11 protein-coding genes are annotated in these 22,045 nt (G+C 65.3%); 8 read left to right on the plus strand and 3 right to left on the minus strand.

Annotated features, from left to right (window positions below):
• The first annotated feature begins 178 nt into the window (after window positions 1-178).
• The 5 genes from AC1VNY_RS30460 to AC1VNY_RS30480 all read left to right on the plus strand — a co-directional run bounded on the left by AC1VNY_RS30460 (window position 179) and on the right by AC1VNY_RS30480 (window position 5,821).
• Window positions 179-940, plus strand: a complete 762-nt coding sequence (locus AC1VNY_RS30460) for a class I SAM-dependent methyltransferase (RefSeq protein WP_482407930.1) — start codon at window positions 179-181, stop codon at window positions 938-940.
• A 36-nt stretch (window positions 941-976) separates the two neighbouring features.
• Window positions 977-1,630, plus strand: a complete 654-nt coding sequence (locus AC1VNY_RS30465; RefSeq protein WP_028343545.1) for an ABC transporter ATP-binding protein — start codon at window positions 977-979, stop codon at window positions 1,628-1,630.
• Entirely contained in the window at window positions 1,627-4,086 is a 2,460-nt protein-coding gene (locus AC1VNY_RS30470; RefSeq protein ID WP_482407931.1) for an ABC transporter permease, read from the plus strand. The genes AC1VNY_RS30465 and AC1VNY_RS30470 overlap by 4 nt, the downstream gene beginning before the upstream one ends.
• Window positions 4,076-5,161 (plus strand): lipocalin-like domain-containing protein, encoded by a 1,086-nt coding sequence (locus tag AC1VNY_RS30475; RefSeq protein WP_482407932.1) that lies wholly within the window; start codon window positions 4,076-4,078, stop codon window positions 5,159-5,161. Before AC1VNY_RS30470 ends, AC1VNY_RS30475 begins: the two co-directional genes overlap by 11 nt.
• Window positions 5,162-5,428: 267 nt before the next feature.
• Complete coding sequence (locus AC1VNY_RS30480; protein ID WP_482407953.1) at window positions 5,429-5,821, plus strand: MAPEG family protein; 393 nt, start codon at window positions 5,429-5,431, stop codon at window positions 5,819-5,821.
• 166 nt (window positions 5,822-5,987) lie between these two features.
• Here AC1VNY_RS30480 and AC1VNY_RS30485 read toward each other — a convergent pair whose 3' ends face one another.
• The 3 genes from AC1VNY_RS30485 to AC1VNY_RS30495 form a co-directional block, all read right to left on the minus strand.
• The gene (locus AC1VNY_RS30485) at window positions 5,988-7,178 is read right to left on the minus strand and encodes an ABC transporter substrate-binding protein (protein WP_028344242.1); all 1,191 of its coding nucleotides are present in this window, start codon (window positions 7,176-7,178) and stop codon (window positions 5,988-5,990) included.
• Between the two features lie 297 nt (window positions 7,179-7,475).
• Window positions 7,476-10,649, minus strand: coding sequence for an efflux RND transporter permease subunit (locus AC1VNY_RS30490; protein WP_028344243.1), 3,174 nt, complete (start codon window positions 10,647-10,649; stop codon window positions 7,476-7,478).
• Window positions 10,646-11,911, minus strand: coding sequence for an efflux RND transporter periplasmic adaptor subunit (locus AC1VNY_RS30495; RefSeq protein ID WP_482407954.1), 1,266 nt, complete (start codon window positions 11,909-11,911; stop codon window positions 10,646-10,648). The genes AC1VNY_RS30490 and AC1VNY_RS30495 overlap by 4 nt, the downstream gene beginning before the upstream one ends.
• A 783-nt stretch (window positions 11,912-12,694) precedes the next feature.
• Here AC1VNY_RS30495 and AC1VNY_RS30500 point away from each other — a divergent pair.
• The 3 genes from AC1VNY_RS30500 (at window position 12,695) to AC1VNY_RS30510 (ending at window position 22,040) form a co-directional block, all read left to right on the plus strand.
• Entirely contained in the window at window positions 12,695-20,740 is an 8,046-nt protein-coding gene (locus AC1VNY_RS30500; RefSeq protein ID WP_482407933.1) for a cadherin domain-containing protein, read from the plus strand.
• Window positions 20,741-21,056: 316 nt separating this feature from the next.
• Window positions 21,057-21,524 carry a phage tail protein gene (locus AC1VNY_RS30505; protein ID WP_482407934.1) on the plus strand — a complete coding sequence of 156 codons (468 nt, stop codon included), beginning with the start codon at window positions 21,057-21,059 and terminating at the stop codon, window positions 21,522-21,524.
• Between the two features lie 12 nt (window positions 21,525-21,536).
• Window positions 21,537-22,040 (plus strand): phage tail protein, encoded by a 504-nt coding sequence (locus tag AC1VNY_RS30510; RefSeq protein ID WP_482407935.1) that lies wholly within the window; start codon window positions 21,537-21,539, stop codon window positions 22,038-22,040.
• Window positions 22,041-22,045: the final 5 nt, after the last annotated feature.

A 22,045-nucleotide genomic window follows, 5' to 3' on the forward strand; every position in this document is an offset into this window, starting at 1 on the left:
TCCGGCGATGCTAGCCACGCCTCGCCGTGCAACGCAACACCGCATTTCCTCGGGGGTCACGCGCCCCAGAGCGCTTCCAACGACCTGATCACGATCGCGTCGGTCGCGCCAGTGAAGCGGTGAACTGTCATGTCCCGACTGCTATGTTCGAGGCCAACGAAAAGCCCGGGGTTATTTCATGAACAGATCGATCCTACGTGCGGCCGCTTGCATTGCACTCGTATCCGCCGCCCTGCTTGCCGTCCCTCAGGTTCGCGCGGAAGACGCCGCCAATCCCGACTACGCCGCGATCGTCGCCGCACCCGATCGCAGCGATGCGGATCGCCAGGTCGACCAGCGCCGGCAGCCGGCCAAGATGCTCGCCTTTGCCGGCGTCAAGCCCGGCATGACGATCCTCGACATGGCGGCCAGCGCCGGCTACAGCACCGAACTGCTGGCGCGCACCGTCGCCCCGTCGGGCAAGGTCTACGCGCAGGATTCCGCGACCGTGCTCGAGCGCTTCGTCAAGGACAAGTTCGACACCCGCGCCAAGGCGCCGGCGATGAAGAACGTGGTCCATGTGGTGCGGGACTATGACGACCCGATCCCGCCCGAGGTCAAGGACCTCGACATGATCACCTTCTTCTTTTTCTATCACGACATCACCTATCTGCCGGTCGACCGCGCCGCGATGAACAAGAAGATGTTCGCCGCGCTCAAGCCGGGCGGCCTCCTCGTGATCGCGGATCACTCGGCCAAGGCGGGCGAAGGCACCAGTGTCGCCAAGACGCTGCACCGGATCGAGGAGAGCACCTTGAAGCAGGAGATCGAGGCGGCCGGCTTCAAGCTGGTGGCCGAGGGCGATTTCCTGCATCATGCGGAGGACCCCAAGGACATTCCCGTCTTCAAGGCACCGGTGCCGATCGACGAGTTCGTCCTGAAATACCAGAAGCCGCAATGAGGCACGGCCATCGCTTCATCTGACCAGACCGCCGCGGTGCTTCGCGTCACCGGCCTGACCAAGAGTTACCGCTCTGCCGGCGAAGACGTCGCCGTGCTGCGCGGCGTCGACCTTGCCGTTGCAACCGGCGAAAGCGTGGCGCTATCAGGCGAATCCGGCAGCGGCAAGAGCACGCTGCTGCATCTGATCGCGGGGCTCGATGCCGCCGATAGCGGCGAGATCGCCCTCGCCGACATCGTCGTCTCCCGCCTCAACGACGCCGGCCGCGCCGAATTGCGACGCGACCGGCTCGGCCTCGTCTTCCAGCAGTTCAACCTGATCCCGAGCCTGACGGTCGCGGACAATCTGGTGTTTCAGTCGCGCATCGCCGGCCGGCATGACGCCGCCTGGCACGACGAACTGGTCGAGCGCCTCGGCCTGAAAAGCCTGCTCAGGCGCTATCCCGAGCAATTGTCCGGCGGTCAGCAGCAGCGCGTCGCGATCGGCCGCGCGCTGGCGCCCAAGCCGCTGTTGCTGCTCGCCGACGAGCCGACCGGCAATCTCGACGAGGACACCGCCGACGAGGTGCTGGCACTGGCACGCGATCTCGTGACCCGCACCGGCTGCGGCTTCCTGATGGTCACGCACAGCGCGCGGCTCGCGGCAACGCTCGACCGCCAGGTCACTTTGCATGCCGGGATCGTCGCATGAGGCGCGCGCTGTGGATCCTCGCCGTGCTGCTCAGCCACTGGCGGCGGCATCCGATGCAGCTCGCAACACTGCTGATCGGGCTGATCTCGGCCACCGCGCTGTGGAGCGGCGTGCAGGCGCTGAACCAGCAGGCCCGCATCGCCTATGACCGCGCCGCCGCGACCTTCGGCGGATCGCGCACCGCGATGCTGGTCGCCACGGACAGCGCGACCTTCCCGCAAAAACAGTTCGTCGACCTGCGCCGTGCCGGCTGGCCGGTGTCGCCGATGCTGGAGGGCCGGGTCCAGATCGACGGCCGCAGCTTCCGCCTGCTCGGCGTCGAGCCGGTGACGCTGCCGTCCGAGGTCGGCAACGCGCCGACGGTCGGCCGCGGCAGCCTGCAAGCCTTCGTCACGCCGCCGGGTGAAATGCTGGTGGCGCTGGAGACGCTGCGCGATCTCGGCCTCAAGGAAGGCGAGCGGCCAGAGGCCAACGGCACGAGCTTGCCGCCGCTGCGCGTGCAGGCCGAGCTCGCGCCCGGCGCACTGATCGTCGATATCGGCATCGCGCAGGACATCCTCAAAATGCCCGGCCAGGTCTCGCGCCTGCTCGTCGGCAAGTCCACAGCACCGCACGCAGCGCTGGAAAGCGTGGCTGGTGACAAGCTCCGTCTGGTCGAGCCGAGCGCCGAGAGCGACCTCGAACGCCTCACCGACAGCTTCCATCTCAACCTCTCCGCGTTCGGCCTGCTGTCGTTCTTCGTCGGCCTGTTCATCGTCAACTCCGCGATCGGCCTCGCCTTCGAGCAGCGGCTGCCGATGCTGCGCACGCTGCGCGCCTGCGGCGTCTCGGCACGAATGCTCAACACCGTGCTGGTGATCGAGCTGGTGTCGCTGGCGCTGGTCGCCGGCCTCATCGGCCTCGTCTGCGGCTACTTCATCGCGGCTGCCTTGCTGCCGGATGTCGCGGCCTCGCTGCGTGGGCTCTATGGCGCGCAGATCCCCGGACAGCTTTCGCTCAAACCCGTCTGGTGGTTCGCCGGCATCGCCATCAGCATTCTGGGCGCGCTCGCCGCGGCGGCCGCTAGCCTTGCCAAAGCGATCCGGATGCCGGTGCTGGCGACGGCGCAGCCGCAGGCCTGGCAGCAGGCGCAGCGCCGCTGGCTGATCATCCAGAGCGCGGCGGCACTCGCGGTGTTTGCGGTCGCCGCGGGCCTGATCTGGTTCGGCGATTCCCTGATCGCGGGATTTGCCGTGCTCGCCGCGCTGATGCTCGGCGCGGCGCTGATCCTGCCGATGGTCCTGCAGATTGCGCTGGCGTTCGGGCAGCGCAGCGCGCGGGCGCCGGTCGGCATCTGGTTCTGGGCAGACAGCCGCCAACAATTGTCGGGCCTGTCGCTGGCACTGATGGCGCTGCTGCTTGCGCTCGCGGTCAATGTCGGCGTCGGCACCATGGTGGAAAGTTTCAACCGCACCTTCCTGGTCTGGCTCGATGGCCGCCTCGCCGCGGACGTCTATATCAGCGCCGCCAGCGATCAGCAGGCAAAGGAGATCAAGGCCTGGCTGCGCGATCGACCCGAGGTTGAGGCAATCCTGCCCGGCGGCCGCGCCGACACCCAGCTCGGCGGCGCGCCGATCGAGGTGCTCGGCCTGCCCGACCACGCCACCTATCGCGACAACTGGCCGTTGCTCGAAAGCGCTGCGAATGCGTGGGTTCGGCTGCGGCCCGGCGACACCGGCCTCGTCAGCGAGCAGCTGTCGCGACGGATGAAGCTGGCGATCGGCGATCATATCGAGGTGCCCGCCCCCGGCGGCAACTGGCCGCTCGAGATCGTCGGCATCTATGCCGATTACGGCAACCCCAAGGGCCAGATCGCGGTCAACTTCGCCGCGCTGACCCGGCGCTTCCCGCAGACACCAATGACGCGGATGGGCCTCCGCGTGGCACCGGACAAGATCGCACCGCTGATCACCGCGCTGCAGGAGAAATTCGGCCTCGACGACCGCAACGTCGCCGACCAGGCTAGGATGAAAACGGAATCCAGGCGGGTCTTCAATCGCACCTTCTCGGTAACCGCAGCGCTCAACGCCTTCACCCTCGGCGTCGCCGGCATCGCGCTCTTGACCAGCCTGCTGACGCTGGCCAACTCGCGGCTGCCGCAGCTGGCGCCGCTCTGGGCGATCGGCCTGACCCGGCGGCGGCTCGCCGCGCTCGAACTGTTGAAGACCATGGCGGTCGCACTGATCACCGCCCTGTTCGCGCTGCCGCTCGGCCTTCTGGTGGCGTGGTGCCTGCTTGCGATCGTCAACGTCAAGGCGTTCGGCTGGCGGCTGCCCTTCCACGTATTTCCCTTGCAGCTGATCGAGCTGCTCGCGGTGGCGCTGGCCGCAGCATTCTGCGCGGCGGCACTGCCGGTCGCGAGGCTTGCCCGCATGCAGCCGGCCAGCCTGATCAGGATCTTTGTCAATGAGCGCTAGCGGCACCATCACGCGCCGCGCCTTTGCCGGCGGTGCGCTGGGGCTCGCGCTGCGCGGCAAGGGCCTTGCGCAGGGCTTTGCCGGGCTCGGCGAGACAGCGGAAGGATTTGCCGCCGTCACGCCGGGCAAGCCGTTCACGTTCCCTGCGGATCACGGCCCGCATCCGGAATTCCGGATCGAGTGGTGGTACGTGACCGCCAACCTGTCCGACACGAGCGGCGCGGCCTATGGCGCGCAATGGACGCTGTTCCGCCAGGCGATGAAGGCCGGCGGACCGGCCGAGGGTTGGGCCAATCAGCAGCTCTGGATGGGCCACGCCGCCGTGACCAGCGCCGGCACGCACCGCTTCAGCGAAACCTTTGCCCGCGGCGGCGTCGGGCAGGCCGCCGTCGAAGCCACGCCGTTCCGCGCCTGGATCGACGCATGGGAGCTGCGCGGGCGCGATGCATTCGATGCGCAGCGTGTCGCGCCGCTTGAGCTCAAGGCCTCCGCTGACGACTTCAGCACCGCGCTGCGGCTCGAGGCCGACCGCGCGCTGGTGCTGCAGGGCGACCACGGCTACAGCCGCAAGTCGGATCGCGGGCAGGCCTCCTATTACTACAGCCAACCGTTCTACAAGGCGTCCGGCCGCATCGTGATCGACGACAGGCCGGTCGATGTCACGGGCTCGGCCTGGATGGATCGCGAATGGAGCAGCCAGCCATTGGCGGCCGACCAGACCGGCTGGGACTGGTTCTCGCTGCATCTACCCGGCGACGAGAAGCTGATGCTGTACCGGCTGCGCCAGAAGGACGGCCGCGAAAACCTGTTCGGCAACTGGATCACGCCGGACGGCCGCTCGGCCGAGATCGCCGCCGGCGGCAACAGCATCGCGCCGCTCGCAACCACCGAGATCGACGGCCGCAAGCTGCCGACGTCATGGCGCGTCAGCCTGCCCGCGCGCGGCCTTGCCATCGAGACCACGCCACTCAATGCACGGAGCTGGATGGGAACCAGCTTCCCGTATTGGGAAGGCCCGATCCGCTTTTCAGGCAGCCACGCCGGAATCGGCTATCTTGAGATGACGGGGTACTAGGACGTGACGGAATTGGTCCGAATGGGGCCACGGCATAACTGTGCTCCCTCGCCCCGTTCTTACGGGGAGAGGGTTGGGGTGAGGGGCCGTCTCCACGTACGCGGTGACAGCTGGTCTCGCCGAGGTCCCCCCTCACCCGGAACGCATCTGACGATGCGTTCCGACCTCTCCCCGCGCGCGGGGAGAGGTAAAGCAAGGCCGCATGTCACACCGGGCTTCGCTGTCCCGTCATGACATCGGGACCAATGGAAAGAGGAAATGCCTGACATGTACCACTACACCGCCATCGTCACCTGCCTTGCGGTCGCGCTGCACTTCTTCTTCGCGCTGCAGGTCGCCCGCGCCCGCGCGGTCTACGGGGTCAAGCTGCCCGCGATCACGGGCAATCCGGATTTCGAGCGCATCTACCGCATCCAGATGAACACGCTGGAATGGATGCCGATCTTCCTGCCGTCGCTCTGGCTGTTCGCGATCTATGTCGGCGATGCCGCGGCCTCGGCGGTCGGCGCAATCTGGGTGATCGGCCGCATCGTCTATTTCATCGGCTATCGCGAAGCGGTGGCGAAACGCAGCCCCGGCTTCGCCATCCAGGCGCTGGCCTGCGTCATCCTCTGGGTCGGCGCGATCGGCGGCGCGGTGTGGCGGCTGGTCCACGCGTAACGCCGCCACATATTTCGCCGTCGTCCCGGCGAAGGCCGGGACCCATTACCACAGGCAGGTGTTTTGCGAAGGCTGGAGCTCCAGCTGCGCGCAACAACCGACATCGGTGGTTATGGGTCCCGGCCTTCGCCGGGACGACACCGATGTTTGTTTCGCTAGCCTCGCCTCACTTGGTCAGCGGGCAGCCGCTTTCCTTGGCGGTGAAGAAGGCCTTGTCGCCGGGCACCACGGCGATCTGCTTGTAATAGTCCCACGGCTTCTTCGATTCCGAGGGTTTCTTGACCTCGAACAGATAGAGGTCGTGCACCATGCGGCCGTTCGCGAGCACCTTGCCCTTGGCGAAGGCGTCGTCGACCGGCAGCTCCTTCAGCTTGGCGGCGACCGCCTCGCTGTCCTTGGTGCCGGCGGCCTTCACCGCCTTCAAATAGCTCAGCGTCGCCGAATAGGTACCGGCGTGGATCATGCTCGGCATCCGGCTGGTGCGCTTGAAGAAGCGTTCGCTGAAGGCGCGCGAGGCATCGTCGTGATCCCAGTAGAAGCCCTCGGTGAGCACGAGACCCTGCGCCGCCTCGAGCCCAAGACCGTTCACCTCCGACAGCGTCATCAACAGGCCGGCGAGCTTCTGGCCGCCGCGCACGATGCCGAACTCGGCCGCCTGCTTGATCGAATTGGTGGTATCGAGTCCGGCGTTGGCGAGCCCGATGATCTTGGCCTTCGAGCTCTGCGCCTGCAGCAGGAAGGACGAGAAGTCCGACGAGTTGAGCGGCACGCGGACCGAGCCGACCACCTTGCCCTTCTTCGACACGACGATGTCGCTGGTGTCCTTTTCCAGCGCGTAGCCGAAGGCGTAGTCGGCGGTCAGGAAGAACCAGGTGTCGCCACCCGCCTCCGTCAGCGCGCCACCGGTCCCGACGGCGAGCGCGCGGGTGTCATAGGCCCAGTGGAAGCTGTAGGGCGTGCAGGCATCGCCCGTGATGCGCGAGGTCGCCGCGCCGACCACGATGTCGATCTTCTTCTTTTCCTTCGACAGCTCCTGCACCGCGAGCGCGACCGACGACGTCGTGAGCTCGGTGATCATGTCGACGTTCTCGACCTCGTACCAGCGTCGCGCGATCGCGGTCGCAAGGTCCGGCTTGTTCTGATGGTCGGCGGTAACGATCTCGATCTTCTGTCCCAGCACCTCGCCGCCGAAATCCTCGACCGCCATCCGCGCGGCTTCGAGCGAATATTTGCCGCCGTAGTCGGCATAGACGCCGGACTGATCGTTCAGGATGCCGATCTTGACGCCTTGGGCCATCGCCGGCGCCGCAAGCATCAGGCTGCAAGCCGCGACCGCGGCCAAAAATCCGGACTTCATTTTATGCTCTCCCAGCAGTTTCTATCAGGAAAATCGGCGCGACATTATTTTATAACCCCACGCCTGCCCATCTCTTTCCGCTCAGCCAAAAGTATGGGCTCGCGGCGGTCGCGCATGATCTTTGACCCGTCACCCTGTGGTGCGAGCCTTGCGGCGCAGCTGCGCCGCTGGGCGAGCCTCGAAGGGCGCACGGCCCGGCTCGTGGCCGTGCACCCTTCGAGACGCCTGCTTCGCAGGCTCCTCCAGCGACAAAGGCGAAGCCTTTGCGCGGGGGTGACGGACACAAGTGTAGGCTGCTCAACCCGCCACAGTCGCCTTGGGCTCCGCCGGCTTGCCCTCGTTCTTTCCTTCCGCGAGGTTGCGCACCACCATGTAGAAGATCGGCGTGAAGATCAGGCCGAACAGGGTGACGCCGAGCATGCCGAAGAACACGGCAACGCCGACCGCCTGCCGCATCTCCGAGCCCGAACCGGTCGACACCACCAGCGGCAGCACGCCGAGGATGAAGGCGAACGAGGTCATCAGAATCGGCCGCAGACGGAGCCGGCAGGCTTCGATCACCGCGTCCAGCCGCGACCGGCCCTCGAGCTCGATGTCGCGCGCGAACTCGACGATCAGGATCGCGTTCTTGGCGGCCAGCCCCACCAGCACCACGAAGCCGATCTGGGTCAGGATGTTGACGTCCTGGCCCATCAGCCGCACGCCGATCGTGGCCGCGAACAGGCACATCGGCACGATCAGGATCACCGCGAACGGCAAGGTCCAGCTGCCATATTGCGCGGCCAGCACCAGATAGACGAACAGCACGCAGATCGGGAACACGTAGAGGCCGGCATTGGCGCCGGTGACCTGCTGGTAGGACAGGTCGGTCCACTCGAAGGAAAAGCCGCTCGGCAATGTCTGGTCGGCGAGCTGCTTGATGGTGTTGAGCGCCGTCGTCGAGCTCACGCCCGGTGCCGGCTCACCCTGCAGTTCGGACGCCGAGTACAGATTGTAGCGCGCCACGCGGTCGGGTCCCGAGACGTCCTTGAAGTCCACGATGCTGCCGAGCATCACCATGTCGCCGGCGACGTTGCGGGTGCGCAGCCTCGCGAGATCGGGGCTGTCTTTCCGGAACGGCAGATCGGCTTGCGCGGTAACGTGATAGGTGCGGCCGAACAGGTTGAAGTCGTTGACATAGGTCGAACCAAAATAGGTCTGGATCGTGTCATTGATGTTGGCGATCGGCACCCCGAGCTTCTGCGCCTTGACGCGATCAATGTCGACGAACAGCTGCGGCGTGTTCGCGGTGAACGGCGAGAACACCGATGTGAGAGACGGCGATTTGCGCGCGGCTGTCACCAGTTCATCGGTCGCGGAAGCCAGCAGTTCGGGTCCGCGCCCCTGGCGATCCTGGACACGGATGGTGAAGCCACCACCGGTGCCGATACCGGGCACGGCCGGCGGCGGAATGACGATGATGAAGGCGCCCTGGATCACCGACAGACGCTTGCGCAATTCGGCCGTGATCGCGTTCGCCGTCAGCCCCTTCTTCAGGCGCGCCTCCGGCTCGTCGAATACCGGGAACAGCGCCGCGGCGTTGCCCTGCTGCGTGCGGGTCGCACCGGAGAAGCCGGCGAAAGCCGCGACGCGAACGATGCCCGGCGTATCCAGCGCGATCCGCTCGATCTCGCGCACAACAGCGGTGGTCCGCGCCAGCGACGCGGCGCCCGGCAGCTGCGCCGAGATGATGACGTAGCCGCGATCCTGCGCCGGAATGAAGCCCTGCGAGGTGGTCGCGAGCAGCCAGCCGGCGCTGCCGATCAGTACGAGGTAGAGCGCAAGCATCACCACCGTATGCCGGATCACGAAGTCGGCTACCGATGCATAGCCGTGCGCGAGCCGGTCGAACACGCGGTTGAACAGCGCGGTGAAGCTATCCCAGCCGCGCGCGATGATGTTCCAGCGCGCCGGCGGGCGTTTCTCCTCATGCGGCACCAGGATCTGCGAGGCCAGCGCCGGCGACAGGGTCAGCGAGCAGAAGCAGGAGATCGCGGTCGCGACCGCGATCGTCACCGCAAATTGCTGGAAGAACTGCCCGGAAATGCCGCCGAGGAAGGCGGTCGGCACGAACACCGCGCACAGCACGAGCGCGATCGAGACCAGCGCGCCGCCGACCTCCTCCATGGTCTTGAGCGCAGCGTCGCGCCTGCTCATGCCGTGCTCGAGATGTCGCTCGACATTCTCGACCACCACGATCGCGTCGTCGACCACGATGCCGACCGCCAGCACCAGGCCGAACAGCGTCAGATTGTTGATCGAGAAGCCGAGCGCGGCCATTACCGCGAAGGTGCCGACCAGCGACACCGGGATCGCGATGATCGGGATGATCGCAGGCCGCCATCCCTGCAGGAACACCAGCACCACGATGACGACGAGCGCCATCGCCTCGTAGATCGTCTTGATCAGCTCGTGGACCGATTGGGCGATGAATTCGGTCGGGTTGTAGCCGATATTGTAGTCGAGCCCCTTCGGGAAACTCGCCTTCATCCGCTCCATCGTGTCGGAGATGCTCTTGGCGGTGGCGAGCGCGTTCGATCCGGGCCGTTGCGTCACCAGCAGCGCGACGGCGGATTTGCGCAGCAGGAAGCTGTTGGTGGCGTAGGACAGCGCGCCGAGCTCGACGCGGGCGACGTCGCGCAGACGTACCGTGCGGCCGTCGGAGCCGGCCTTCACCACGATGTCCTCGAACTGCCTGATGTCCTTGAGGCGGCCGGTGAAGACGAGGTTCGGCTGGAAGGCGCGATCGGCGATCGGCGGCTCGGCGATTTGTCCGCCGGCGATCTGCAGGTTCTGCGCCCGGATCGCCGCCAGCACCTCGGTCGATGTCAGACCGAGATTGGCGATCCGGTCGGGATCGAGCCACAGCCGCATCGAGTAATCGCGCGCGCCGAACATCTGGATGTCGCCGACGCCATCGAGCCGCAACAGCTGGTCGCGGACCTGCAGCAGCGCGTAGTTGGAGATGTAGAGCTGGTCGAACGTGTCGTCGGGCGACAGCATGAACACGACCATCAGGATGTCGGGCGAGTTCTTGCGCGTGGTCACGCCGTTGCGCTGCACCTCTTCGGGCAGCCGCGGCTGCGCGATCGCGACGCGGTTCTGCACCAGCACCTGGGCCTTGTCGAGGTCGGTGCCGAGCTTGAAGGTCGCGGTGATGGTGAGCTGGCCGTTCGACGTCGCCTGGCTGTAGAGATACAGCATGTCCTCGACGCCGTTGATCTCCTGCTCGATCGGAGCGGCGACAGTGTCGGACACGGTCTGCGCCGAGGCGCCCGGATATTGCGTGGTGACGACGACGGTCGGCGGCACCACTTGCGGATATTCCGAGACCGGCAGCGTCGGATAGGCGATCGCCCCGACGATCAGCAGCACGATCGACAGCACCATCGCGAGGATGGGCTGGTTGATGGAGAGCCTGCCGAGATTCATGGTTTGGCACCTGCGGCGGGCTTGTCAGCGGCCGCCGGCTTGTCGCCTGCCGCGGGCTTGGAATCCGCCGGAGCCTGCGCCATCTTCGGCGTCACCTTGGCGCCGACGCGGGCGCGCTGCAGGCCGTCGACGATCACGTGATCCTCCGCCTTGAGGCCTTCGCGGACGACGCGCAGGCCATCGTCGAGCGGCCCGAGCGTGACTGCTCTTGCTTCCACCGTGTTGTCGTCCTTGACCACGAACACGATCTTGCGCGACTGGTCGGTGGCAACCGCGCTGTCCGGGATCAGCAGCGCCTCATAGGGCGACGAGCCGATGATGCGGACGCGGCCGAACTGGCCGGGCAGAACCGACAGATCCTTGTTCGGAACGACCGCGCGGCTGCGCAGCGTCGCGGTCGAGACGTCGAGCCGGTTGTCGAGGAAGTCCATCTTGCCCTCATGCGAGGGCTTGGTTTCGCCGGTCAACGCGATCTGCACCGGGTTCGCCGTGTCGCGCGAGCTCGGCCGCCTGCCTTCGAACCACAGCTTGCTGTTGCGTTGATAGGTCGCCTCGTCGACGTCGAAATAGATGTAGATCGGATCGAGCGACACGATCGAGGTGAGCAGCGTCGCGCCGCCCTCGCTGCCCTGCACCAGATTGCCCGGGGTCACCAGATGCCGGCTGACGCGGCCGGTGATCGGCGCCAGCACATGGGTGAATTCGACGTTGAGCTGCGCGGCCTTCAGGGTGCCTTCGGCCTGGGTCTCGGCCGCGCGTGCCGCCTGCAACGCCTGGCGGCGCTGGTCGACGACCTGCTCGGAGACCGCGCTGGTCTGCACGAGGTTCAGCCCGCGCTCGAGATCACGCTTGGCAAGCTCCCCCTTGGCGCGCGCGTCGGCGAGCTGGCCCTCGGCCTGCAGCACGACCGCCTCGAACGGCCGCGGGTCGATGATGTAGAGCAGATCACCCGCATGGACGATCGCACCATCCTTGAACTCGACGCTGTTGACGAAGCCGCCGACACGGGCGCGGACCTGGACCTCCTCGATCGCCTCGAAGCGGCCGGTGAACTCGTCCCAGTCGGTGACGGTGCGCTTGACCGGCTGCGCGACGGTCACGGGCGGCGGCGGAGGCGCGGCCTGCGATTGCGCGCTCTTGTTGTCGCAGCCGCCGAGCGCCAGCCCGGCCAGCAGCCCGATCGGCGCAAGACCGAGCCAAGGCCTGAGCGACGGACCGCGCCAGGCATGGCGGCGAAGCGAATGACGCTCGACGCCGGTCACCGGAGCCATACGTCCCGTTCTGTCAATCGAACTCAATTCCCTCTCCCCCAGGATCAGTGCAGGGCTACGAAAGTCGCAATTGAACTTGCGGTGATTCAACGCGGATGGACCACCGCAATGTCGCGGCAGCGGACGTCACAGATGTAGCCGCTCCCCAGTCTGTTCAAGATGGCCGTCGGATCAAGCAAATAGTTGCGTAGTCTGAAAGCCTTACGACGTGATCGCGAAGCCGTGACGACGGGAAGGGACAGATTCACTGGCCTTTCGGGTGAGGAGAGATCACAGACGGTTCGCCGGGAATCAATTACAAGGCGAATCACCGACACATATCCGTCACACAACGCCAATTCGGTCCGCGGCGCAGAAACCACCGGGGGTCGAACAAGATTAAAAATGGTCAAATTCACATACTCTACCTCCCGCTGCATGACCGAATCGTGGTTAACGATGCGGTGTCACGTGGACACACATTGACACTCGGAAACATCGACAATACGGTCGTGGTTGCCAACCGGTAAATTTTCTTGGCCGCCGCGCTTTTCTCGAACATTCATTGGGCTTTTCTCGCGGCGTGAGTGAGTGGAAGCGATTACGTAATGGCAAGCGCATTTGATCTTGCTGATGTCGGGACTCCGCAACCGTCGCGGTGTCCGCATATTGCGAGCGGACCGGTGCGATCTCGGGTCGCGTGTGGTCAACCTCAACGTGTGAAATGCTTCACACGTCATCGTCTCCAACAAATGTAGTTATTGATCGGCTTTCACGCCGATCGCAGGAGTGCTCATGACGACCATACCTGCCTATACAATCGGCGGTTTAACGCGCCCCGAGCTTCATCTCGATCCGAGCGGCAATATCATTCTGGATCCGGCCGCGCAGGCGTTCGTCAATACATATGGTCTGCAATATCTTTACCTGGGCTGCCCTCCCGGCACGCCGTATCCGCCGGTACCCGGCTTCCTGTCGCCTCCGACCGACGCCAATTCCGGCGCCAACACGGTCGTTGAGGGCGCCGCAGCCAATACATCGGTCGGCATCACCGCGCAATCCACCAGCCTGATCGGTCTTCCGGTCACCTATTCGCTGGTATCCGATTCCTCGCATGGCGGCTTCAAGGTCGATCCGAATACCGGCGTGGTGTCGATTGCCGATCCCTCCAAGGTCGATTTCGAGAGCTCCGGCGGCAGCTACGTCGTCAATGTGCAGGCGACCGACGGTATCTTCGTCTCGTCGCAGAGCTTCACGATCGCGGTCAGCAATGCGCCGCCCTCGACACCGACCGACGGCAACGCCACCGCCAACGCCGTCAACGAGGGCGCCGCGGTCAACACCTCGGTCGGCATTACCGCGTCGTCGGCCGACGTCAACGGCCCCGGCGTCACCTACTCGCTGACATCGGATTCCTCCAATGGCGGCTTCAAGATCGATCCCAACACCGGCATCGTCACCGTCGCCAATTCCACCAAGATCGACTTCGAGACCGCGCCGGGCCACGCCTACACCATCACGGTCCAGGCCAGCGACGGCCATGGCGGCGTCAGCTCGCAGAGCTTCACGATCAACGTCAACGACGTCGCGATCAGCACCCCGGTCGACGTCAATGCCGCCACCAACAGCGTCGTCGAAGGCGCCGCCGTCAACACGTTGGTCGGCATCACCGCCTCCGCGGTTGATCCGAACGGCCCCGCAACCACCTATTCGCTGACCGGCGACACCTCCGGCGGCGGCTTCACCATCAATGCCACGACGGGTGTCGTCACCGTCGCCGATCCGAACAAGCTCGACTATGAGAGCGCGCCGGGCCACGCCTACACCATTACCGTCCAGGCCACGAGCGGCGCGAGCTCGACGACGCAGACCTTCACGATCGGCGTGACCGACGCTCCGCCGTCGGCGCCCGCCGACGTCGACGCCGCGGCCAACTCCGTGGTCGAAGGCGCCGCCATCGGCACAACCGTCGGCATCACTGCGCACGCCACCGACATCAATGGCGGCACCGTGACCTATTCGCTGGTCGGCAATGCCCACGGCCTCACCATCAACGCCGCGACCGGCGTCATCACCGTCGCCGATCCCACCCAGATCGATTTCGAAACCGCGCCCGGCCACGCCTACACCATCACCGCACAGGCCAGCGACGGCACGCAGACCAGCACGCAGACCTTCACCGTCAACGTCACCGACGTTGCGCCGTCGACCCCGGTCGACAACAATGCTGCCGCCAATACGGTCGTCGAAGGCGCGGCCGCCGGCACCACGGTCGGCGTCACCGCATCCTCGACCGACATCAACGGCCCGGCGGTGACCTATTCGCTGACCGGCGACACCTCCGGCGGCGGCTTCACCATCAACGCGACAACGGGCGTCATCACCGTCGCCGACCCGAGCAAGCTCGATTACGAAAGCGCGCCTGGCCACGCCTATACCGTCACCGCGCAGGCCAGCGACGGCACCCTTGCGACCTCGCAGACCTTCACCATCGCCGTCACCGAAGCCCCGCCGTCGACCCCGGTCGACAGCGACGCCGGCGCCAATGCGATCGCCGAAGGCGCGGCCAACGGCTCGACCGTCGGCGTCACGGCGTCGTCGATCGACGTCAATGGCCCGCCGGTGACCTATGCGCTGATCGGCGACACTTCCGGCGGCGGCTTCACCATCGACGCGACAACCGGCGTCATCACGGTCGCGGATAGCACCAAGCTCGATTACGAGAGCAGCGGTCCGACCCATTCCTACACCGTCACCGCGCAGGCCAGCGACGGCACGACGGCGAGCTCGCAAACCTTTACGATCGCCGTCACTGACGTCGCGCCATCGACCCCGGTCGACTCCGACGCCGGCGCCAACACCGTCCTTGAAGGCGCAGCCAACGGCTCGACCGTCGGCATCACCGCGTCGGCGACCGACATCAACGGTCCGGCCGTGACCTATTCGCTGATCGGCGACAGCTCCAACGGCGGCTTCACCATCAATGCCGCAACCGGCGTCGTTACGGTCGCCGATTCGAGCAAACTCGATTTCGAAAGCTCGGGCGGCAGCTACACCGTCACGGCGCAAGCCAGCGACGGCACGCTGGCGAGTTCGCAGACCTTCACCATCAACATCGCGGATGTTGCGCCATCGACCCCGGTCGACGGCGATGCCGCCGCCAACAGCGTTGTCGAAGGCGCGGCCGCCGGCACTGCGGTCGGCATCACCGCGCACGCCACCGACGTCAACGGCCCGGCCGTGACCTGGTCGCTGATCGGCGACACCTCCGGCGGCGGCTTCACCATCGACCCGACCACCGGCGTCATCACCGTCGCCGACCCGACCAAGATCGATTACGAGAGTAGCGGCCCGACCCATTCCTACACCGTGACCGCGCAGGCCAGCGACGGCACGCTGGCGAGCTCGCAGAGCTTCACCATCGCCGTCAACGACGCCGCACCGTCGACCCCGGTCGATGCCGACGCCGGCACCAACACGATCGCCGAAGGCGCCGCCAACGGCTCGACCGTCGGCATCACCGCGGCGGCAACCGACGTCAACGGCCCCGCCGTGACCTGGTCGCTGATCGGCGACACCTCCGGCGGCGGCTTCACCATCAACGCGACGACGGGCGTCATCACCGTCGCGGATAGCTCCAAGATCGACTACGAAGGCCCGGCCGGGCACGCCTACACCGTCACCGCGCAGGCCAGCGACGGTTTGCTCACGAGTTCGCAGACCTTCACCATCGCCGTCACCGACGTCGCGCCGTCGACCCCGGTCGATGCCGACGCCGGCGCCAACCGCGTTGCGGTCAACGCACCGGTCGGCGCGGGAACCGGCGTCACGGCATCCTCGACCGACGTCAACGGCCCCGCCGTGACCTATTCGCTGGTCGGCGACACCTCCGGCGGCGGCTTCACCATCGATGCGACCACCGGCAAGATCACGGTCGCCGATCCCAGCAAGATCAACATTGCCGACCCGTCCTATGACGTCACGGTCGATGCGAGCGACGGCACGCTGCACAGCCAGCAGACCTTCACCATCGCCGTCGTGGTCGACCAGGCGCCGGTCGTCACCGCCGGCCACACGCTGAACTACACCGAGAACCAGGCCGCGAGCGTGATCGATTCGGCGATCACCGTCACCGACGGCGACGACGCCAATCTGGTTTCCGCGACAGTGCAGATCACCGGCAACTATGTCGGCGGCCAGGATGTCCTCGGCTTCACCAACCAGAACGGCATCACCGGCTCGTTCGATGCCGCAACCGGAACGCTGACGCTGACCGGCTCGTCCAGCGTCGCGAACTACCAAACCGCGCTGGCGTCGGTGACTTATATCAACACCAGCGACAATCCGTCCGGGCTGGCGCGCACCGTCACCATCACGACCAATGACGGCACGCTCGACAGCTCACCCGTCACCGACACCATCAACGTCACCCCGGTCAACGACCCGCCCGTCGTCACCGCTGGTCATACGCTGAACTACACCGAGAACCAGGCCGCGACCGCGTTCGACCCGGCGATCATCGTGTCCGACGTCGACAACACTACGCTGGCCGGCGCGACGGTGCAGATCACCGGTAACTACGCGAACGTTCAGGACGTCCTCGCCTTTACGTCCCAGAACGGCATCACCGGCTCGTTCAATGCGGGAACCGGCATGCTGACGCTGACAGGCACCGCCAGCGTCGCCGATTATCAGGCGGCGCTCGCCTCGGTGACTTATCAGAACACCAGCGACAACCCGTCGGGCCTGGCGCGCACCGTCACGATCATCGCAAACGACGGCACGGCGACCTCCACGCCGGTCACCGGCACCATCAACGTCACGCCGGTCAACGATCCGCCGGTCACGACCGCCGGCGGCACGCTGAACTACACCGAAAACCAGGCCGCGACCGTGATCGATGCTTCGGTCAACGTGACCGACGTCGACAGCGCCAACCTGACCGGCGCGACGGTGCAGATCACCGGCGGCTTCGCCGCCGGCCAGGACGTGCTGGGCTTCGTCAACCAGAACGGCATCACCGGCTCGTACAATTCCGCGACCGGCGTGCTGACGCTGACCGGCTCCTCCAGCGTCGCCAACTACAAGGCCGCGCTCGATTCCATCACCTATTTCAACTCGAGCGACAACCCGTCCGGGGCGGATCGCACCGTCAGCTTTACGGTCACCGACGGCACCGACAGCAGCAACACCTCGACCTCGACCATCCATGTCACCCCGGTCAACGATGCGCCGGTCGTGAGCTTCGGTGCCATCACCGGCTTCTCCGAGCCGCCGAACGGCACGCCGGCAGCGAACTCGACGCCGGTCACGATCACGCCGAACCTGACGATCACGGACGCCGAAGGCAACAACCTGACCGATGCGACCTTCGTGCTGAACAATCTGAAGCCGTCGGATGCGCTGTCGATCGCCGGCCACGCCGGCAACAGCGGCGATATTGGCGGCATCCACTTCGAGATCACCAGCACCGCGGGCACCGAGACGATCAGTTTCACCGGTACCGACACGCTCGCGCACTACAATGCGGCGCTGGACCTGATCCAGTTCAACAACACCAGCGAAAACCCCGACACCACCGCGCGTTCCTACAGCCTGACCGTGCACGATGACGGCGGTACCGCGAATGGCGGCAGCAACACCGGGACGGGATCGACGACAGGAAGCGTCACCGCCGTGGACGACGGACCCACCGCGTCGGTGCCGGCGGACAATTCGATCGGAACAGCGTTCTCACACACCAATTTCGCGATTTCAGGGCTTTCGGTCGCCGACATCGATGCCGCGAGCGGCAACGTCACGGCGACGATTGCCTCAAGCCATGCGAACCTGACCTTCAATACCGCCGGGCTCGCCAGCTTCACCAACAACAGCAGCCACACGGTGACGCTGACCGGCACCGTCGCGCAGGTCAACACCGCGCTCGCGACGCTAACCTACAACAGCGACGACGGCTTCACCGGCTCGGATACCGTCACGCTGAACATCAACGACAACGGCAACACCGGCACCGGCGGGCCGCTCACGTCGGGCGCCCAGACCTTCCATGTCGGCGTCGTCCCGCAGGTGTTCTACATCGACAACTCACCCACGGCGCTGGCCAACAGCGCCAATCTCGGCACTGCGGCCGATCCATACACCTCGATCGCCGCCTACAACGCGGCGAATCCGGCCGGCTCGGGCGACTATGTCGTACTGAGGTCCGGCACCTATACCGAGGCCAACGGCATCAACCTCGCCAACGGCGTCAACCTGGTCGGCGGCAGCCACAGCCTGACCTTCAACAATCCGGTGACCGGCGCCTTGGTAACCGCGAACACCGCGACCGGCACCGATCCGGTGATCAAGGTGACCGGCGCCGACAACGGCATCGACCTGCTCGGCACGTCGGGCCACAGCATCAGCGGCGTCAGCATCGATACCTCGGCCTCGACCGGCATGGGCATCAGCGACGACAACAACAATGTCGGCACCGTCACGATGTCCGACATCACGGTCAAGACCGCCAGCGGCACCGGCATGAGCTTCACCCATGGCGGCACGATCGTCGTCACCGGCAGCAACAACACCATCACGTCGACGACCGGCACTGCCCTCGATGTCGAGCACACCAATATCGGCGCGGGCAATCTCACCTTCAAGAGCATTTCGTCGACCGGCTCGTCGGGCAACGCCGGCATCATCCTCGACACGACGGGAGCGGCCGGCGGGCTCACGGTCACCGGCACGGGAGCCGCCGGCTCCGGCGGCACCATCAACAACAAGACCGGGGCTGACATCCTGAGCGGCACCGACGCCGGTGGGCAGACGACGTCAGGCACCGGCGGAACCGGCATCTACCTGCACAACACCTCGAACGTGTCGCTGAGCGACATGACGCTGCATGACTTCAGCAACTTCGCGATCTACGGCAACAACGTCACCGGATTCACGTTCGCGGACGGCACCATCAGCGGCGTCAACGGCACCACCAATGCCGGTGACCGCGAGGAAAGCAGCATCCGGTTCGACAATCTGCTCGGCACCGCCTCGATCACCGGATCCGGCATCTCCGGCGGATACAATCAGAACATCGATCTCTACAACACCAGCGGCACGCTGAACCGCTTGACGATGGACAACGACACGTTCGGCCTGATCAATGCCATCGGCGGTAACGACAATGTCCGCGCGCAGGTTTACAATTCCGCGACCGCCAACTACACGCTGACGAACAGCACGTTCGCCGGCACACGCGCCGACTTCATCGCGATGACCGCCAACAACAATGCGTCGATGGACGCCGTTGTTCGGGGCAACACGTTCCACAACGGACAGGCCATCATTCCCGGCGGCGGCACCGCGGTCGACATCAGGAGCGGATCCGGCGGTCTCGTCTCTGCCGCGACCACCACGTTCGATATCTCGCACAACACCCTGACCGACGGCGGCGCCAACGCCTTCGACACGGTCGGCATCTTCGTGGCGAAGGGCCAGGACAACGGCACCATGTCCGGCACCATCGCCAGCAACAACATCGGCCCGGCGAAGGTGGGATCCAACTCCGATGGCATCTTCGTCCGCGACGCCGGCGCCGGCAGCCTGACGACGCTGATCCAGAACAACACCATCACCGGGGTCGGCAACAACGGCATCCATCTCCAGAACAACGACGGCAGTTCGACCTTGAACGCCACGCTGTACGGCAACTCGGTGTCGTCTCCGACCTCCGCCAATCCGTTTGCCGCAATGCTTGTCGACAACGGCGCGACGGCGACCGACACCAGCACGACGAATGTCGTCATCGGCATGGGCGCAGGCGGCACGGGCAGCAAGAACACGCTGAACCACAACGCCAGCTATGCCACCGACGTCGAGCTCAGCAACTTCAACGCCAACACCCATCTGAACCTCTCGCGGAACGGTTCGGCATCGGGCACCGCTGCGGGCGTGATCACCGACGACAACACCAGCGGCACGGGCGCCATCACCGTCGACACCACGGGCGGCGTCGGCACGACGACGCTGGTCAACACGCTGCCGACGCTTCCCGCGGTGGTCGCGCCGCTGCTCGCCGAAGCGGGCGGCGTTCAGGCGTCGACTCCGGGCACAGGCGAGATGCACCTGACGCAGGCTGAGCTCAACTCGGTAGTGTCGGCGGCGATTGCGCAATGGGCGAGTGCGGGCGCCAGCGCGACGCAGCTCGCTCTCCTGCATGCGACGACTTTCAGCGTCGCCGATCTCGCCGGCCAGATTGTCGGTCAGGAAGGTGCCGGGCATATCACGATCGATACCGATGCGGCCGGGCATGGCTGGTTCATCGACCCGACGCCATCGGACAATTTCGAGTTCGCGCACGCCATCAATGCCGCCGGCACCGATCTCTTGACCGACCCGTCGACGGCCGCGGCAGGCCATCTCGATCTGCTGACCACCGTCGTGCATGAATTGGGCCACGTGCTCGGCCTTCCCGACACTGTCTCGCCGTCCGATGCCAACAGTCTGATGTATATTGGCCTCGCCGACGGCGAGCGCCGGTTGCCAACGACTACGGATGTCGCTCAATCCAACCTGGCATTGCAGAAGGCCATGCCGACGCAAGGCACCGTAGCCTCGCAGACGACCAATACGTCGACGGTCAACCTGACCAACCGCGACAGCTTCGACTTCTCGTCATTGACCCAGACGCAATCGCAGACCAACACAAGCCATGTGGACCTGACCAACCAGACCTTGCCCGATCTGTTCAGCGGGCATTCCAATGCCGCCACGCCATGGTGGGTTGGCCACGAGACGGTGTTCGCCGCCATGGGCGGCACGCCGACCGATCATCTCCAAACCCATCACGATCTGGTTGTTTGATCGAACGTTGCGACGGCCCCACCAACGCCTGCCGAAGCGATCCGGCAGGCGTTGTTGATTTAGTGAGATCGCGTTCGTGTCGCCCCTGGTGGCGAAGCTCCACGTCGTCATCACAACGACATTTGTTGCGTCACACCTCCGAAAAAATCACGAAAGCCACATAATCGTTGAGGTTGCACTTGGCACAAAACACGCTATCGTGCATTTCGTTATCGCGTGACAGCATTTGCCTGGCATTTTCATTAACTGAGTCACTGACAAGACGGATCATCTGGGCGGAGGATCGATGTCTCAACCATATCTCTCGGAAATCAGGATGATGTCGTTCAGCTTCCCGCCCAAGGGCTGGGCGCTCTGCAACGGTCAGGTGCTACCGATCAATCAGAACCAGGCCTTGTTCTCGCTGCTTGGTACGACTTATGGTGGAAATGGCACGACGACTTTCATGCTGCCAAATCTGCAGGGAAAGGTGCCGCTGCATACGGGCGCGGGCTTCGCCCTGGGGCAGACCGCCGGTGAAACGTCCCACACGCTGACAATCTCCGAGATGCCGCAGCATCCGCACACGTTTCAGGGCACGACCAACAACGCCGACAACGCCGTGCTCACCGGCAATCTGATGGCGACGTCAGCCAATCTCTATACGGCCCCGAACAATCTGACGACGCTGGACCCAAGCACCGTCGCCAATGCCGGAGGTTCGCAGCCTCACGAGAACATGCAACCCTATCTCACGATCAACTTCTGCATCGCTTTGCAGGGCATCTTCCCCTCCCGGAATTGAAGGACGCGCGCCATGGGCGAGCCATATGTTGGCGAGATACGCATGTTCGGCGGCAATTTTGCGCCAAACGGCTGGATGTTCTGCCAGGGACAAATCCTGGCGATCTCCCAGTACGACGTTTTGTTTAACCTGATCGGGACCACGTATGGCGGCGACGGCCAGTCGACGTTCGCTCTGCCGAACCTGCAGGGCCGCCTGCCCATGCACCAGGGCAGCAGCTTCGTCATGGGGCAGAGCGCCGGCGTCGAGCAAGTGACGCTGACGACCCAGCAACTGCCCATCCACTCCCACCCGATGGCGGCATCCCTGAACAACTCGACCGGCAGCACGGTGACGGGCAACGTCGTCGGCGCCGTGGGTGCTACGCAGATTTACCGCGAGGTACCGGCAGGTTCGGCGATGGCGAACCAGGCCTGCACATCCGTCGGCGGCAACCAGCCGCACGACAACATGCAACCTTACCTCTGCGTCAGCTTCATCATTTCAATGTTCGGCGTTTACCCGAGCCAAACCTAGGACGG

It is taken from the genome of Bradyrhizobium ferriligni, assembly GCF_056837965.1.

Coding starts and splice junctions, on each gene's coding strand:
- AC1VNY_RS30460 (WP_482407930.1), top strand. CDS start 179: ATGAACAGATCGATCCTACGTGCGGCCGCTTGCATTGCACTCGTATCC.
- AC1VNY_RS30470 (WP_482407931.1), top strand. CDS start 1,627: ATGAGGCGCGCGCTGTGGATCCTCGCCGTGCTGCTCAGCCACTGGCGG.
- AC1VNY_RS30475 (WP_482407932.1), top strand. CDS start 4,076: ATGAGCGCTAGCGGCACCATCACGCGCCGCGCCTTTGCCGGCGGTGCG.
- AC1VNY_RS30480 (WP_482407953.1), top strand. CDS start 5,429: ATGTACCACTACACCGCCATCGTCACCTGCCTTGCGGTCGCGCTGCAC.
- AC1VNY_RS30485 (WP_028344242.1), bottom strand. CDS start 7,178: ATGAAGTCCGGATTTTTGGCCGCGGTCGCGGCTTGCAGCCTGATGCTT.
- AC1VNY_RS30490 (WP_028344243.1), bottom strand. CDS start 10,649: ATGAATCTCGGCAGGCTCTCCATCAACCAGCCCATCCTCGCGATGGTG.
- AC1VNY_RS30500 (WP_482407933.1), top strand. CDS start 12,695: ATGACGACCATACCTGCCTATACAATCGGCGGTTTAACGCGCCCCGAG.
- AC1VNY_RS30505 (WP_482407934.1), top strand. CDS start 21,057: ATGATGTCGTTCAGCTTCCCGCCCAAGGGCTGGGCGCTCTGCAACGGT.
- AC1VNY_RS30510 (WP_482407935.1), top strand. CDS start 21,537: ATGGGCGAGCCATATGTTGGCGAGATACGCATGTTCGGCGGCAATTTT.